Below are 17,217 nucleotides of genomic sequence, written 5' to 3' on the forward strand. Positions count from 1 at the left end.
CCTAAGGAGTTATTCCATTTTTATCCGGTATGGAAATTTCAATGTTGCTATTTTCTTGTAATTTTTGCAAAGATACATAAAATCTACAACTATCAATTGAATATTTCATCTTTTTCCGGTATCGATTACTTTTTTTGCTGTATAGAATGTTATAGGGTCCCGATATATGAGAATAGAAAAGCCGGAAGTAAAACTCCCGGCTTAAAATTATAGAAACTGAACTAGTGTTTGAACTGTTAGGGTTTGACGAAAATATCATTAGTATGATTGGATATCCAGTCTAAATCTTCTGTTTTTCCGCCATTTATTACCCAGCTTTTGAACCCCGGATAGACATTTGTAATCATATAATATTCTTTCGGCCACTTCCATACTTCTGTGCCGGGAATACAAATACCCCATGCCAAACCTTCGGTGCTGATATAATAATCTTTCTTTGGCTTATTGAGCATGCTGTTATATGCAGAGGCATCATTGGCCATTCCGAATAATCCTGTATTTCCAAAGCTTGTAGGTGCATAACCTGCCATGTGTACTTCTGTACGTCCTACATTTCCTTGGGTTTCCTTGCTGATAATGAATACATCCAGGTTTTTGACATTCATGGCTTTAAGAGCTTCTTCAGCTGTCGGGAATGTCATGACAATTTCAAATTCAGCACCATCACCGGAGTTATATTCACTACTTGCGGTAGGATTTGTACAGTAGAACGTAAAGTCATCGTCAGCAATATTGGGTTTACAATATTTGTGCGCATTCGTACAAAGAATCACAACCGGACTATTTTGACCACTTTCGAAAACGGGAGTACCGCTTTGTACTTTCCCACTAAGAACAACTCCGCTATTGCTTACATTCAGGAATTGGATTCCTACACCGGTTTTGCGGTTTGCACCGATTGCACGTATATTACCTTGAATAGTTAATTTCTTGTTATCATCTGTTGCGGTCATCTTATTAATGCTGATAACAACGTCATTCATATCAAAGTCGCCGTAAGCCGGCCATTGGTCCTCAAATGCATACGTATAAATGGTTTTGTCTTCAATATCCGGTTTGTTAGGATCTTCCGGGTCGGGATTACCTGGATTACCCGGATTGTAATATCCCCCGCAAGTAGAGAAGGTATACTTAGACTCTTCCCATCCGGTAGTGGACACTCCTGTAGTGAGCCATCTACCATTATTTATGCCGGTAGCTTCATTACTGTAAGTGAATGCATTCTCCGGAATTTCCAGAACCAGGTCGCTCAGATGTGTATCGCTGCGATTGGATATATGGACGGCTCCAAGTTGTAACAGAGAAGGATTGTTTCCCTCTCCTTTAAAGTAGTTAGGGGCATTCGTTACATTATACAACGATGCTTTTATCATAGAGCCATTTTTCAATGTATAATTTGCAGGGCTGCTATTTGACATTTCGGGAACCGGTTTCCACAGGCTGGCGTTGTTCTCAGTTGCGCTGAGGTTATCCGGTTTTCCACCAGTGATAGAACCATTGTCAAGTGTTACATTTGTCCACAGGAACTTCTCTTTTACAATTAGTGTACAGCTGTTGTAAAGCATGTCAACAGATTTGTTTTCGAAGAAAGTGAACTCACCAAAACCGTCATTATAGAAGGACATACCTCCGCTCAATCGATAACCTTTGACGATTCCTTCATAATGGTTGATCATGGAAGCAGCTTTGGTATTATTGGTACCGAAAGTTCCTGTCTGCTCATCCACCAAAAGCATTCCGTAGTTACTGAACGTACTGGTTATAAAATCAAAGTCATGGGTTGAAATCTTACCCTGGTTCAGGACATTACTGTTATTATTCATTTTGAATGTTCCGGCATTGACTTCACTTTTATTATAAAAATTCGTATTATTAATATATAATTCCTCAGCAACCTCAATTGTTCCGGCGTTATAAATTTCGGTGGTATTGCCTTGTGTGGTAGTAAGATTGGCTGCTATAATAGTACCGAAATTTTTGAATACCTGGCTGTTAGGTCTAAATATACCATTGTTGACGGTTATTGTGGCATCGGAGGCTATTGTGGTTGACGTGACTGATGGCTCAAATATCACGTCTGCATTTGCTATGAAAGTTCCTCCTATGAACCATTCGCCATTTTTCATGCCGAATTTTTCTTTGGTTTCAATAGTTCCTCCCTTTTCAACAACAACTTTAGGAAAAGAAGTAAAGGTACGGCCTTCGATGAATTCTATCTTACCTCCGTTTAAAACATAAATATCAAACTGTGATGTTAGATTCTTTACTATTAATGTTCCTTTCACAAAAATTGTTCCTTTTCCGCTTTGCATCCGGTAGGCTGTATTGTCTTCTTTACCTGCAGGTATCACAATTCTGGCACCATCATTAAATGCGTTAGGATTATATTGATTAATAGGATCGTCTGACTTATCCGGAACAGCCGGAATTACCGGAACCTCTTCAGTATAAGTCTTATCTTCCAATTCTTTAACACCTGCAGCGATGGCAGCATTAAAAGCCGAAGTACTACCTGTAGTGCTTCTTGTTGTGGTTCCTCCTGTGTAATACAGTTTACAGTTTAATGTTCCTCCATTCTCCGGAGTGGTGAATTCGTAGACTTCTTTACGTTGCTTCGGGTCGGTCTGACGAATAAAAATGCGTTCAGTGGACTTAGGAATGCTGATTTCTGCTACAAAGTTGCTACCTCCTTTGGCATAACCGGCGGCTATAGGAGTTGCTGTCTTGTCAGACAACGGATTTGTAGTGAATACTTCTGCCAGATAGTTGTACTGTCCGTTCAGTTCATCTTTAACTTCGATGTCTAACTTGACAGTTGTGATCATAGACCAATCAAATCCATCGGGAGCGACGAAATCATCGCCTAAAGGGTTTTCAACTGGGGGGACGGGACGAACCTTGTTAGGGTCGTACACGTCATTGTCTGCGCAAGCCGTTAGGAGTAAAGGCGCTGCTAATGCAGTGATTACGAGATAGCGGTTTCGAGTCTTCATTTTATTACTCTATTAATAATGTATATTGGTTAGTCTAATCTTGCAACAAAGATAACAAATTCTTCAACTTTTTAGTTGTAGATCGTATCCAACAAGTAACCGTTTTATCCTTTTTTGGGATAAAAATACATTTTTATGCTATTTTTCCTGTTTTTTAAATCTCGAAAGCTGTTATTTAGTGATTTCTCCCGCAAGATCTGAGTTCATTCGGTAGCGGATTTCGGCTTGGTTGAGACCATGGCCAAGGAGGAACATTAGTTTGGTCACTGCACATTCGGGAGTACTGTCGTATCCGCTGATGACGCCTGCTTGCAGCAATTTCAGTCCGGTTTCGTAGCGTCCCATTTCTACTACGCCACGTTGGCATTGAGTGATGTTAACAATAATGATGCCACGTTCTGTGGCGTCCTTCAGTTGACGGATGAACCATTCCTTCTGAGGAGCATTTCCGGAACCGAATGTTTTGAGCACAACCGCTTTCAGACCCGGGACATGGAGAACAGAATTGATGATGCTTTCCTGAATACCGGGAAAAAGAGTGAGCATAACCACATTGGTATCGAACAGGTAATGAGGCTTCATAGGACGCGTCGGATCAGGACGGCGGATGATGTGGGCGTCATATTTGATGTGGATGCCTGCATGGGCCAATGAGGGATAGTTGAATGAACGGAATGCGTTGAAGTTTTCGGCATTGATCTTTGTGGTGCGATTACCGCGCATCAACTCATTCTCGAAAAATATACATACTTCGGGGACAATGGGAGTGCCATCGGGATTCTTGGCTGCAGCTATTTCTATAGAGGTAATAAGATTTTCTTTTCCATCTGTACGCAGAGTGCCGATAGGGAGCTGAGAGCCGGTGAGAATAACGGGTTTAGCGAGATTCTCAAGCATGAAACTGAGAGCAGAGGCCGTATAAGACATGGTATCTGTTCCATGAAGAATGACAAAACCGTCGAAGTAATCATAATTATAGTTGATAATCTTTACGATTTTTGCCCAAAGCGAAGGCTCCATGTCAGAAGAGTCAATAGGAGGATCAAACTGATAGGAAGAAATGCGATAATTGAAACGTTTCAGTTCGGGAACATGTTTGAGAAGATGATCGAAGTTGAAATTTTCAAGCGCACCTGTCTCTGGGTTCTCTATCATGCCGATGGTTCCACCGGTATATATTAGTAACACGGATGGGTAGTCAGTCTTCATAAACATAATCGGGTTTGATTATTTTGGGTGCAAAGATAGGAAAAAAATAGTGATTAGGGATAAGTGGTTAGTGATAAGTGACATTTTGCCATTATAATGTCATTTACTTATCACTAATCACTCTTCCCTAATTACTTCTTCAGCCCTTCTTTCAACTGTGTGATCGCCTTTTCCGCATCTCCTTCAGCTTCATTCAGCAGGGTGACGAAGCGGCTACCGATGATAGCACCGGAAGAGTTGGCACAAGCAGCGTCAAATGTTTGTTTGTTACTGATGCCGAAGCCAACCATGCGGGGATTGCGCAGGTGCATATCCTGTATCTTTTTGAAATAAGCTTGCTTCTGGTTGTCGAAATCTTTCTGGGCACCGGTGGTGGCTGCGCTGGATACCATATAGATGAAGCCGTCGGTATGTTCGTCGATTTCACGGACACGGGCCTCGCTGGTTTCGGGGGTGATGAGCATGATGACGCGGAGGTCGTAACGGTCGGCAATAGGTTTATACGTTTCTTCGTAATCCTTGAAGGGAAGATCGGGGATAATGACACCGTCGATGCCACATTCTACGCATTTCTGACAGAAGGCTTCGAAGCCGAATTTCATGATAGGGTTGAGATAGCCCATCAGGATGAGAGGAATACGGACATCGCTGCGGATATCGCGGAGCTGTTCAAACAAAATACGCAGCGACATACCGTTGCGAAGAGCGCGCGTGGCAGCCTCCTGAATAACGATGCCGTCGGCCATGGGGTCACTGAATGGAATGCCGATTTCGATAGAGTTGACACCATTGCGTTCAAGAGTGCGGATGACGTCGGCAGTGCCTTCCAGAGTTGGGCAACCGGCACAGAAGTAAATGGACAGCAAGTTTTTAGGGCTGTCCTGGAAAAGTTGATTTATACGATTCATGTGAAGAGTTATAATTTATGATTTATGATTTTGTTGTGGGGAGATCTCTTAATTCTTTGAGAAAGCGCCCGATCCGTTCCACATCCTTGATACCCGGGGAGGTTTCGAAACGGCTGTTGATATCGATACCGGCAAGGCGGGGATGGTGGAATTCTTTCAGAGCTTTGACACTGTAAGAATTGATACCGCCGCTAAGCAGGAAAGGGGTACTGCCATTGTAACGTTGCAGGATATTCCAGTCAAATTGTTGTCCGGAGCCACCATAGTGGGCGCTGCGGGTATCGAACAGGAAGTAGTCGCAGAAACCTTCATAATCAGATACGGCAAGAAGATCCTTGGGCAAGGCGATGGAAAACGCTTTGATGATCCGGATACCATATGAATGAAGGGTACGGCAGTATTCGGGTGATTCATCACCGTGCAGTTGGACATAGTTCAAGCCGAAACGGTCGACATACATAAGGATGTTTTCTTTGGTTTCGTTGACAAAAACACCGACACGTTTGGCAAGCGTAGGCAGGTACCTGGGTATCTGATACAGGTATCTGGGGGATTTGGGGTAGAAGATAAAACCGATCATATCTACACCTAATACTTCTACATCGCGGATATTGTCTGCATCGGTCATTCCGCATACTTTGATCATTGTATTCATGGGCTTATGTACCTTAAAAATCACGAATATATGAAATTATGTGTGAATTTCCAAATTCATATACCTTGAATGAGTTCTTTCAATGTGCTCCCGGGATCGTCCGTACGCATGAACGTCTCTCCCATAAGGAAGCCACGGAAGCCTGCCGAACGTAGCTCACGGATGGTTTCAGGGTGCGAAATACCACTTTCGGAAACGAGTAGCGGAGGCGTCTGAAAATCAATTTCAGCAACAGCATTTTTTAACTCTTCTGCAATGCGGAAAGAGTTTTCTGTATTGGTGACGAAGCTGCCCAGATTGCGGTTATTGACGCCGACCATATCCGTCTCCTTATATATATAGGAGAGTTCGGAGATGCTGTGTACTTCGAGCAGAACTTCAAGCCCAAGTTCGTGTGCCTGCGTGGTGAGTGTGCGGCACTCGTCAGGTGTGAGACAGGCAGCAATGAGCAGCACTGCATCGGCACCCACAATGCGGGCTTGCAGAAGCTGATACTTGTCAATGATGAAGTCCTTACGCAGGATCGGGATGTTGACCAACGGGCGCGCTGTACGGATGTCACGCAGAGTTCCGCCGAAGAACTTTTCATCCGTGAGGATGGAGAGGGCGGAAGCACCGGCAGTTTCATAAGCAGGGGGAATGAGATCGGCCCGTGCGCCTTCCTTGATCCAGCCCTTGGAAGGGGAACGGCGTTTGAACTCGGCAATGATGCCGGATGAAGAGCTTGCGAGTGCACGCTTCATGCTGCGGACGGGCGTTGTGCCGGAAACTTCGGTTCCGGCAGCTTCCTGCATCATGGCAGCAGCTTGTTCTTGCAATTGACTGAGGGAGACTGCTTGTTTTTGCTGCTCTATCTCAATCCGCTTGTGGGCGATGATTTCGGATAAAATATCTTTCATATTTTTTTAGCTCATTGATTGATTTCTATAAACTTCTTCAACGTCTCCAGTGCCCGTCCACTCTCCAGCGATTGGCGAGCGATGGCAATGCATTCTTCGATTTCCTTTTCAGGTTCCATCACCTGGATGGCGAAGGCGGCGTTGACAATGACACATTGCGTTTGGGCACGTGTGGCACGGTTATTAAGGATGTTATCAAAGATGCGGGCGGCATCCTCTTTGCAGGCTCCGCCGAAGAGTTCTTCGGGCTGCGCGGCACTGAAACCCAGCGCTTGCGGACGGTAAATCCGTTCGTAATTGCGCGTCATGACTTTGAATTCGTCCGTGAGGGAGATTTCGTCGTAGCTGTCGAGACTGTTGACTACCGCAAAATCGATACCGAGTTTGTAAAAAACATTCGTGTAGAGCCGCATCTGTGCAAGATCGGCCACACCGAGCAACTGGTAAGTAGGCTTGCAGGGATTGACAAGCGGGCCAAGAAGGTTGAACAGTGTACGTACTCCCAATGCCTTGCGCACAGGGCCGACGAACTTCATTGCCGGATTGAAAAGTTGGGCGTGCAGGTAGGCGATGTTACACTTGTCCATGCTGCGTTTCAACTTGTCGGGATCATTGGTGAAGCGGATGCCGTGTTGCTCCATGACATTGCTTGCCCCACTGACGGAAGTGGCGCCATAATTGCCGTGTTTGGCAACTTTGTAACCGGCTCCGGCCACCACAAAACAGGCACACGTGGAAATGTTGAACGTGTTCTTTCCATCACCTCCCGTACCTACGATATCGATAGGCCGATAAGGCGCGAAGTCGATGGGGATACGAGTCTCCATAAGGGCTTCGCGAAAGCCGATTAGTTCATCTACTGTGATGCTACGCATCTGGAATACAGTGAGTAATGCGGAAATCTGTGCTTCGGGATAAGCTTCCCGGGTGATGTTCAGGAGAATTTGCTTGGTTTCTTCCGAAGTAAGCTCTTCGTGGTTGAAGAGACGGGTTAATATATCTTTCATTTTCTTATTTACGATTAGACGATTTACAATTTACGATTGAAAATTCTGTAGTGTTCGGGATGCCTCACTTCAGCGTTCGGAATGCCACATGTTGACGGTCATGAGGTGTGGCATTCCGACCTGTGAAGTGTGGCATTTGGCCTCATGAGGTGTGGCATTTCAGACGCCTTTCAGCCAGTTGCCTACAATCTGTTTTCCATCGGGAGTCAGTACCGATTCCGGATGGAATTGGATGCCGTGAACATCGTATTCCCGATGTTTCAGTGCCATGATTTGACCTTCGGGGCTGATGGCTGTGACCACCAGTTCTTCGGGAAATCCGTCCGCATCCACTACCCAGGAGTGATAACGACCGACTGGAATTTCTGTGGGAAGACCGTCGAAAATGTAATCTTTATTCTTTATTTTCACATTCGTTTGTATGCCGTGAAAGACTTCGCTCAGATTAGTGAGCTTCCCTCCGAATACTTGTCCGATGGCCTGTTCACCCAGGCAGACGCCAAGCATGGGTTTTCGTCCTGCGTAAGTGCGGATGACCTCTAATAGTAAGCCTGCCTCCTCGGGAATGCCGGGGCCGGGTGAAAGGATGATCTTATCATATTTCTCCAATTCCTCAAGCTCAAATTTATCATTGCGCAGCACATCTACTTCTGCGCCGAGTTCTTTTACCAGATGGGCAAGGTTGTAGGTGAAAGAGTCGTAGTTGTCTATGATTACTGTTTTCATAATTCTTCGTTTTATTGTTTCACCGTAAATTACATTTTCTCTGCCATTACGATTGCTTTTTTCAGTGCTCCCAGTTTGTTGTTCACTTCTTGCAACTCGTATTCTTCATTGCTCTTGGCTACGATGCCACCGCCTGCCTGAAACCAGAGTACTCCGTTGCGACTGACGAAAGTACGGATGGTAATGGCCTGGTTCAGTGAACCGTTCAGTCCGATGAAACCGATGCAACCGCCGTAAGCGCCGCGATTGTGCGGTTCCAGTTCACTGATGAGTTGCATGGCGCGTACCTTGGGTGCACCGCTCAGAGTGCCTGCCGGGAAGGTGTCGATGAACGCTTTGATGGGGCGTGCATCTTCGTTCAGCGTACCGCTGACGCGGCTTACCAGGTGGATAACATGACTGTAATATTGCATTTCCTTATAGAAATCCACTTTTACATCGTGGCAGTTGCGGGAAAGATCGTTACGGGCGAGATCGACCAGCATGACATGTTCCGCATTCTCTTTGGGATCATCATGCAGATATTGGGCGTTCAGCGCATCCTGTTCGGGATCTCCGGTACGCTTGGTAGTGCCGGCGATGGGATCGATATAGGCGTGGCGGCCTTCGATACGGCAGTGCGTCTCGGGTGATGAACCGAAGATGCGGAAACCTCCGAAATCGAAATAGAACAGATAAGGAGAGGGGTTGATGCTGCGCAAGGCACGGTAAAGTTTGAAGTCATCGCCTACAAAACGTTGTTCGAAACGGCGGGAGAGAACAATCTGGAAAACATCCCCGCGCAGGCAGTGGGCGATTCCCTGACGGATATTTGCTTTATGCTGTTCGTCGGTCAGCGGGGAAGTGGTTTCACCGACGGCACGGAAATCGTAGGCGGTGTAATTGCGGTTGTTGATGGCTTTCTGCACGGTGTCCAGTTCACTTTCTTCACCGGGGGCAAGCATTTCAAGAAGTACCATTTCGTTCTTAAAGTCGTTGAAGACAATGAGGTATTGATACAAGATGTAGAGCATGTCCGGTGCGTCGTTGGTGGCTTCGCGGCTGTCTTTTACGGGAATATTTTCAAAATAGCGTACGGCATTGAAAGAGGTGTAGCCATAAAGACCGCAGTAATTGGCATATTCACCTTCCACATGGAAGCGCCCGAGGAAATCCTCTAAAGCTTTTTCTACAGGATATTCCGGTGTGATGGGGCGTTCTTCGCGAGTACCGTCGGGCAGGCGGAAGATGGCTGTTCCATGGTCGATGCTGACGCTTGCCAATGGACAGAGTCCGATGAATGAACGGTTATTTTCACTGCCGTGATAGTCGGAGCTTTCCATGAGTGCACTTTGAGGAAAGACGTCGCGGACTTTAAGATAGGTACTTACAGGAGTGTGCAAGTCGCCGAGAATAGTACGGCTATGTGTTTGATAATTATATGTATTCATAACCCTTTAATTTTTAATTCTTCATTCATAATTCTTCATTAAGATAAGTTTCTATATCCTTGTCTCCACGTCCCGAAACGGTCAGTACAACAACATCATCGGGTTTGAAGTTCAGTTTTTCGAGGGCACCGAGGGCGTGGGCACTTTCCAGGGCGGGGATGATACCTTCCAGTTTCGTCAGTTCGTAGGCGGCGCGGATGGCTTCATCATCATTAACAGCAAGTACGATGGCACGTTTTTGTGCAGCCAGATTGGCATGCATGGGGCCGATACCCGGGTAATCCAGTCCGGCAGAGATGGAGTAGGGCTCTTCGATCTGGCCGTCTTCGTTTTGGATGACATAAGTGCGTGCACCGTGGATGATTCCCATCTGTCCGAGGGCGATGGTGGCGGCAGTCATACCCGTATCTATTCCTTTGCCACCGGCTTCGGCGAGGACGATCTGCACGCGGCTATCGTCGATATAATGGTAAATGGTTCCGGCGGCATTGCTACCACCACCTACACAAGCGATAAGGTAGTCGGGGCAGTCACGGCCTTCTTTCTCAATAAGTTGCTTTTTGATTTCCTCGCTGATGACGGATTGCAGGCGTGCCACCATGTCGGGATAAGGATGAGGACCGACTGTGGAACCGATGATATAGTAGGTATCGGCAGGATGACAACACCAGTCGCGGATTGCCTCGTTGGTAGCATCTTTCAGCGTCATATTTCCGGAAGTGACGGGTATGACGGTTGCACCCAGCATCTTCATTTTTTCTACATTGACATGCTGGCGTTCTACATCCGTTTTTCCCATGTAGACGATGCATTCCATGTTCATCAGGGCACATACGGTGGCAGTAGCTACGCCGTGTTGTCCGGCACCGGTTTCGGCGATGATGCGATGCTTGCCCATGCGGCGTGCCAGAAGAATCTGTCCGATGGTGTTGTTAATCTTGTGGGCTCCTGTGTGGTTCAGGTCTTCACGTTTGAGGTAGAGTTTGCAGCCATACTTTTCGGAAAGCCGGCGGGCATAGTAGAGTGGGGAAGGACGTCCTACGTAGTCACGCAACAGTTGGTCGAACTCTTGCTTGAAATCTTCGCTTTGCAGTACTTTGAGATAGGTGTTCTGCAACTCTTCCACACACTTGTGGAGTATTTCGGGGACATATGCTCCACCGAATTCTCCGTAATAACCATCTTGATTTACTAAAAAACTCATAATCCTATTTTTTATTTAATTGTTTACGATTTGCTGTTTATCTCAAAACCGGATAAAAGAAAAGAGCCCTGTCGCAGGTTGCGACAGGGCTCTTTTCTTAATCTGTATTATGTTCACATATATACATACGAGCGCTGCTCCCTTACGACTGTCGGAGTTGTAACGGGCGCCACCACCAATATGTATTTATGAGCATTGTTTTCATTGTCTTTTTGTTTTAGCTGGGGGCAAATGTAAGCACTTTGTTTTAATTGCCAAAGAATTTCTTGCTTTTTTTCTTTAAACGGCTCATTTTTGTTTCATCAGCTTGAAACTATAGGAATACTCCCCGTTCATAATACGAAGAATTGTAATGGTAGGTAGAGCATTGGCATCCAGTGTGATATTCTCTCCTGTAGGCTGTATCCGCTGCAATAATTTTCCTTCTACAGAATAAAGGGATATTACGCTTTTTACTGGGAAAGCGGGAATTATGAAAGAATCACTTTCTGGATTGTATAGCGGATATTGCTTAATTTCAGAAGAGGGTGTTTCAATTCCTGTTGGGAAGCTTTCTGGAGTATATACAAAGGAACCTATCTGGTAGTGGTTTTTTCCATCTTTTGCTCCGGCAGTCGGTACTGATGAAACAAGAACATTTCCATTTGCCGATCTTGAGGTGCAAACTACGGGTTGTACTATGACCGAAACTTCTTGTGCATAGACAAGAGTGGCCGTACAAGTAAATAGGAGGAAAATAATGTATTTTTTCATGGCTACTTATTGTTTTATATAAATATATCCTCCCTCTCCGTCGCTAGCGAGAAATATTTGGTTATCAGCTACTTTCATAGTGTACCATATACTGTTTTTATCATAGCTTTTGTCACTGCTGCTGCCTGTGTTCTGGATTGCTAAAAATCCTGCTTTGTTGAGCATCCACTTAAAAGGATAACCGTGATAGCCTGTGATTCCATCTTCAGATGTTTGAAATAGTCCTGTACCATCTTCTTTGAAAGTGAAAACATCTGTAAATTCGTCTCCGGAGTATTTCCAGGTACCTATCAACTCTTTCTGCGTTATGATACCTTCAAGAGATGCCGCATGCAATGCATAAGGAACAGAAGTTATTTTAGGACTTCCACATTCGGTGCCATTTATGATAGTAGCCAAATAGTAACTTTCCGCACTCCAGTCTATTTTGTCTGAAAAATCGAGGGTGAGGCTACATACTCCTGTTTGGTCAGTATGTCCATTAAAATCTTTTTCCCAGACCACACTCCCGTTGGGGGCATTTTTACGGATTTCAATGCGGATGCTTACATCTTCATCTGCTTGAATTTTACCTGTTTTAGGGTCGAGGACCATGATTTGATAAGCCATTTCTTGAGGGGCTTGTGCTGATAATTTCTGAATACAACAACTGGCAATCAGAAAAAATAAAAGAATAATTTTTTTCATTGTTTTATAATGTTATAGTGTTAATAATGAGTGATGCAAATATAAGGAATTATTTTGTAGATTGTTAGTGTAGGTGTGCGCTTTTTCTTTTTCTTATTGTATTTAGGGAAATCAGTAAACCTTTTGTATGCGAACTTGTTTTATAGTCGTGTTTTGAACAACTATTATTTATATAAAAAAGAAAGGATGAACTATGAAACGAAAACATTTAGTAGCCATTGGCGTGTCTATTGCTATACTTTTGTTATTATATTGGCTCTTGGTAGCTGAAGATATGAACGCTTGGTTGAACGTAAACTAATTTTTCGTGACTTTCTTGTGGAGTTGTGCGGATAAAAATGTATCTTCGCAAAAAATCATAAGCTCATGAAAGGAATAAGTAACTCATTTTTGCGTACGATATGTGCGCTGATAATCGGTTTGGTATTGGTGATGTTTCCCAATGAAGCCGGAGATTATTTTGTTATAACGATTGGTGTTATATTTCTGATACCGGCACTTCTAAGTATCATCGGATATTTTGCTATGAATGCGGAAGAGAGACGTCGCCTTCCTATTGAGGGGATTGGTAGCCTGCTGTTCGGTCTTTGGTTGGTGATTATGCCCGGTTTCTTTGCGGATTTACTGACGTTTGTACTGGGATTTATCCTTGTACTGGGTGGTGTGCAACAGATTGCATCGCTTTCTGCAGCCCGTCGCTGGATGCCGGTTCGTGTGGGATTTTATATCATTCCGGTGCTCATTCTGATTGCAGGACTGATTGCCTTGTTCAATCCGACGGGGGTGCGTTCCACGGCATTTATCATTATCGGGATCACCAGCATAGTATATGCAGTTTCCGAATTGATAAATTGGTTCACATTCACTCGCAAACGGCCGAAGGCACCGGGTACGCCGGGAGCTTCTTCAAAGGCTGTAGACAATATTGAGGACGCGGAAATTATAGAAGATAAATGAGTGACAAGCTACGAGCTACAAGCTACGAGTGCTTTTCAGCGTGAGACTATAAACTGCACACCGAAAGGCACTCGTAGCTTGTAGCTCGTCACTTGTAGCTCTATTATTTCAACCATTCGTTTATTAACTCCATAACTTTTGCCTTTTCGGCTTCGGGCAATGTGTTGATACGTGCCAAATGGCTGCCATTCGGTTGGATGAATACATGAATATTCTTCTTGTTTTTCAGCCAGGTGACGCCTGCGGCTGTCCATGGGTCGTTCTGACCGTAAATGAAGATCATCTTCGGGTCCTGCTTCTTTAGAAACTTTGTTATTTTCTTACTTAAAGTTTTGTCGAAGGGCATATCTTTCAACTCTTCGGGAAGCATCAGACGGTGCAGATAGCCTTCACTGGACTGGATGGAGAGATACTGCTTGAACGGTTGGACGTCATAACCATAGTATCCCAATTCACGGGCAGCTTGTACAAAGAAAGAAGCATTGGGGCTGTCGGCGGTGAAATATCCCGGTTCACTGATGGCAAGTAGATGAGAGAAAATTTCATCATCAGAGGCTGTTGTAGCGGGTATGGAGCTGATAGGAGTACCCCACTGCCACAAAGCGAAAGAATATTCCAATACCGAGTAATCGTAAATTTCTTCAATCGGTGCACGGAATGAATAATTCTTTTCAGTGCAATACTTTTTAAAACGGGGAAGTAAAGTTGCTTTCCGTTTCAATGCTTCCAATTGGAAATCTTCAATTTTCTTGCGGTTTTCCGGTGTTGAAACTTTATGCAGGAAAGGCTCATGACGTCCATCTTCGACTCCATAACAAAGCGGAGCTACGTAAGGAACGGAAATATCTACATCATTCGGATAGAAAGTGCGGTAAAGAAGGGTAGTCTGTCCTCCTTTGCTGATGCCGGTAGCGATCCATTTGCCCGGATAGATGTTTTTGAATGCGGTGGTGATGGCATGTAAGTCGTCTGCAGAGTTCTCGGCTGTCAGGTATTGCCAGTCTTTGGGCTCAGGGGTAGACTCCAGGAAGTAGCGATATTCCACGAATATCATGTTGGCATTGAGAAGTTTTGAAAGCTCTTCACGATATTGGGAACGGAGGGCGTAAGCGGCGCCATAGCCTTCGGTAACGATCACTGTGGGACGGTCGAAGCCGACATGAGAAACGATAACGCGTTGGCGAAAGCTGCCTTTCTCCGGATGGCGGTGATCCAGCGGTTGAGTAAAATAGGTCACATATTTCTCTGAAAACTCAGAAGTTTCCAGTGGGCGGATTTCTTTAATGGCGGAAATCGCGCTGATTTTTTGCTCCAAAACGGTCTGTGCGAGAGAAGAGGCCGATGCTGACAGCAAAACAAAGAGTAGGAGTGCTGCATAGCGAATGTGCATGTTCTTCATAATGAATCGTTTTTAATTTATCATCAGGTTTTGTAAATATTGACAAAGGTACGAAAAAGTGATATGCTGGAAAATAAATTACGATGATATTTTAGTTTTAAAAAAAAGAGAGAGAACTACCTCCCGGCACCTCTCCCCCTGCAAACTTAAAACAACCAACAAAAGAAAGTTATTAAATGAAGAATGGAGAATTCTTCATTTAACGAATAAACAAGAGTTCCCTGTATTTTGGCAGCGTCCACATTTGGTTGTCGACAATCAGTTCCAGCTTGTCGATATGATAACGGATCTCCTCCATTGCCGGTACGATGGTGTCGTGGTAGGCAATGGCTTTCTCACGTTCACTTTCGATCTTGTTGGCCACTTTGCGGGCTTCGATCATGGCATCTACATGCTCTTTGATGAAGGCGGTGCGGTCGGCAATCTCTTCGATGAGTTCCAGGTTCTTGGCAGACAGTTTTGCAGCTTTGTCGCCTGGGAACAGGTCCTTCATCTTGTAAACGTTATCAATGAGATCCGTTTGATACTGCGTGGCTACCGGGATGATGTGGTTCATGGCCAAATCACCTAATACACGAGCTTCAATTTGGATTTTCTTAGTGTAAGTTTCCCATTTCACTTCGTTCCGGGCTTCCAGTTCTTTCTGAGTCAGAACACCGGTATTTTCGAACATGCGGATACTTTCCGGCTTCAGATAGCTGTCGAAGATGAGAGGCACGCTGGTTTCGCAATCCAGACCGCGTTTCTTGGCCTCTTCTTTCCATTCGTCACTGTAGCCGTTGCCATCGAAATGGATGGGCTTACAGATCTTGATGTATTTGCGGATGACCTCAAGGATAGCCGAAATCTTCGGTTCCCCCCTTTCGATGAGTTCGTCCACATCTTTTTTGAATTCTACCAGTTGCTCGGCTACAGCGGCGTTCAGGGCAATCATGGCGCAGGCACAGTTTGCTTCCGAACCTACGGCGCGGAACTCAAAACGGTTTCCGGTGAAGGCGAACGGACTGGTGCGGTTACGGTCGGTATTGTCAATCAACAATTCCGGAATCTGCGGAATATCCAGTTTCATACCTTGCTTGCCGCTAAGGCTTACGAGATCATCCTTTGTACTCTCTTCAATGTGTTCCAATACTTGTGACAACTGTTTGCCCAGAAAGCTGGAAATGATTGCGGGAGGTGCTTCGTTGGCACCCAGGCGGTGTGCGTTCGTGGCACTGGAAATAGCGGCTTTCAACAATCCATTGTGCTTGTAGACTGCCATCAGGGTGTTCACTACGAAAGTGATGAAGCGCAGGTTTTCTTCGGGCAGTTTACCCGGTCCCATCAGTCCGATGCCTGTATCCGTACCCAATGACCAGTTGTTGTGCTTACCGCTACCGTTGACGCCCTTGAAAGGCTTTTCATGCAGCAACACGCGGAAGCCGTGGTTACGGGCTACTTTACGCATCAGTGCCATGATGAGCATGTTATGGTCTACAGCCAGGTTACATTCTTCGAAGATGGGAGCCAGCTCGAACTGGTTGGGAGCTACCTCATTGTGACGCGTTTTAACGGGGATACCGAGCTTCAATGCCTCGATTTCCAATTCCTTCATAAAGGCTGCCACGCGGGTAGGGATGGCACCGAAATAGTGGTCTTCCAACTGTTGGTTTTTGGCACTGTCGTGCCCCATCAGCGTGCGGCCTGTCATCAGCAAATCGGGACGTGCAGCATACAGACCTTCGTCGATCAGGAAATATTCCTGTTCCCAACCCAGATAGGCAACTACCTTCTTCACTTCCGGATTGAAGTAACGGCATACGTCTACGGCAGCTTTGTCTACGGCACGCAGGGCTTTCAGTAACGGAGCTTTGTAGTCCAGTGACTCACCGGTGTATGCGATGAAAATGGTCGGTATACAGAGCGTATCATCGACGATGAAAGCCGGAGAAGAGGGGTCCCATGCACTGTAACCGCGTGCCTCGAACGTATTGCGGATACCACCGTTAGGGAAGCTGGATGCATCCGGTTCCTGCTGAACGAGAAGTTTGCCTGTGAATTCTTCCATCACACCGCCTTTGCCATCATGCTCGATGAAAGCGTCATGCTTCTCGGCTGTACCCTCTGTCAACGGGTGGAACCAGTGGGTATAGTGGGTAACACCCATTTCGAGTGCCCATTTCTTCATACCGGCTGCTACTTCATCAGCAATGCTGCGATCCAGCGGAGCACCATTGTCGATCACGTCAATCAGTTTGGCATATACCTTACTCGGCAGATACCTGAACATCTTTTCCTTGTTGAACACATACTTGGCATAATATTCCGACGGACGTTCCGCGGGGGCTGCCACTGCAACGGGTTTCTTTTTAAACGCCGTTTCTACTACTCTGAATCTTAATTTAGACATA

14 protein-coding genes are annotated in these 17,217 nt (G+C 45.4%); 1 reads left to right on the forward strand and 13 read right to left on the reverse strand.

The window, feature by feature from the left end:
- Positions 1–236: 236 nt before the first annotated feature.
- From K6V21_RS18380 to K6V21_RS18430, 11 genes are all read right to left on the reverse strand, one after another.
- On the reverse strand, positions 237–2,993 hold the full coding sequence (locus tag K6V21_RS18380; protein WP_224319478.1) for an LruC domain-containing protein: 2,757 nt from the start codon (positions 2,991–2,993) through the stop codon (positions 237–239).
- Positions 2,994–3,164: 171 nt separating this feature from the next.
- The gene (locus tag K6V21_RS18385) at positions 3,165–4,202 is read right to left on the reverse strand and encodes an asparaginase (RefSeq protein WP_029328796.1); all 1,038 of its coding nucleotides are present in this window, start codon (positions 4,200–4,202) and stop codon (positions 3,165–3,167) included.
- Positions 4,203–4,333: 131 nt separating this feature from the next.
- Positions 4,334–5,110, reverse strand: coding sequence for a tryptophan synthase subunit alpha (trpA, locus tag K6V21_RS18390; RefSeq protein WP_224319479.1), 777 nt, complete (start codon positions 5,108–5,110; stop codon positions 4,334–4,336).
- 22 nt (positions 5,111–5,132) lie between these two features.
- Positions 5,133–5,765 (reverse strand): phosphoribosylanthranilate isomerase, encoded by a 633-nt coding sequence (locus K6V21_RS18395; protein WP_034754233.1) that lies wholly within the window; start codon positions 5,763–5,765, stop codon positions 5,133–5,135.
- Positions 5,766–5,821: 56 nt separating this feature from the next.
- Positions 5,822–6,664, reverse strand: coding sequence for an indole-3-glycerol phosphate synthase TrpC (gene trpC, locus K6V21_RS18400; protein ID WP_224319480.1), 843 nt, complete (start codon positions 6,662–6,664; stop codon positions 5,822–5,824).
- An 11-nt stretch (positions 6,665–6,675) separates the two neighbouring features.
- Positions 6,676–7,671: an anthranilate phosphoribosyltransferase gene (gene trpD, locus K6V21_RS18405; RefSeq protein ID WP_224319481.1), complete on the reverse strand. Its 996-nt coding sequence runs from the start codon at positions 7,669–7,671 to the stop codon at positions 6,676–6,678.
- Positions 7,672–7,830: 159 nt separating this feature from the next.
- Positions 7,831–8,397 (reverse strand): anthranilate synthase component II, encoded by a 567-nt coding sequence (locus K6V21_RS18410; protein ID WP_217713170.1) that lies wholly within the window; start codon positions 8,395–8,397, stop codon positions 7,831–7,833.
- Between the two features lie 29 nt (positions 8,398–8,426).
- Positions 8,427–9,827: an anthranilate synthase component I family protein gene (locus K6V21_RS18415; protein WP_029428198.1), complete on the reverse strand. Its 1,401-nt coding sequence runs from the start codon at positions 9,825–9,827 to the stop codon at positions 8,427–8,429.
- A 25-nt stretch (positions 9,828–9,852) separates the two neighbouring features.
- A complete protein-coding gene (gene trpB / locus K6V21_RS18420; protein ID WP_209441911.1) occupies positions 9,853–11,031 on the reverse strand; it encodes a tryptophan synthase subunit beta in 1,179 nt (392 codons plus the stop codon).
- A gap of 288 nt (positions 11,032–11,319) precedes the next feature.
- On the reverse strand, positions 11,320–11,784 hold the full coding sequence (locus K6V21_RS18425; RefSeq protein ID WP_224319482.1) for a T9SS type A sorting domain-containing protein: 465 nt from the start codon (positions 11,782–11,784) through the stop codon (positions 11,320–11,322).
- A gap of 6 nt (positions 11,785–11,790) precedes the next feature.
- Positions 11,791–12,471 carry a hypothetical protein gene (locus K6V21_RS18430; RefSeq protein ID WP_224319483.1) on the reverse strand — a complete coding sequence of 227 codons (681 nt, stop codon included), beginning with the start codon at positions 12,469–12,471 and terminating at the stop codon, positions 11,791–11,793.
- A 366-nt stretch (positions 12,472–12,837) separates the two neighbouring features.
- Here K6V21_RS18430 and K6V21_RS18435 point away from each other — a divergent pair, with 366 nt between their 5' ends.
- A complete protein-coding gene (locus K6V21_RS18435) occupies positions 12,838–13,428 on the forward strand; it encodes an HdeD family acid-resistance protein (RefSeq protein WP_224319484.1) in 591 nt (196 codons plus the stop codon).
- A 103-nt stretch (positions 13,429–13,531) separates the two neighbouring features.
- On the opposite strand, the gene K6V21_RS18440 is transcribed toward K6V21_RS18435, so the two are convergent.
- Together K6V21_RS18440 and K6V21_RS18445 are read right to left on the reverse strand one after the other, a co-directional pair.
- Positions 13,532–14,827: a S28 family serine protease gene (locus tag K6V21_RS18440; protein ID WP_224319485.1), complete on the reverse strand. Its 1,296-nt coding sequence runs from the start codon at positions 14,825–14,827 to the stop codon at positions 13,532–13,534.
- Positions 14,828–15,026: 199 nt separating this feature from the next.
- Positions 15,027–17,216 carry a glutamine synthetase III gene (locus K6V21_RS18445; protein ID WP_224319486.1) on the reverse strand — a complete coding sequence of 730 codons (2,190 nt, stop codon included), beginning with the start codon at positions 17,214–17,216 and terminating at the stop codon, positions 15,027–15,029.
- Between the last annotated feature and the right edge of the window lies 1 nt (position 17,217).

It is taken from the genome of Bacteroides cellulosilyticus, from assembly GCF_020091405.1.
Taxonomy (GTDB): Bacteria; Bacteroidota; Bacteroidia; order Bacteroidales; family Bacteroidaceae; genus Bacteroides.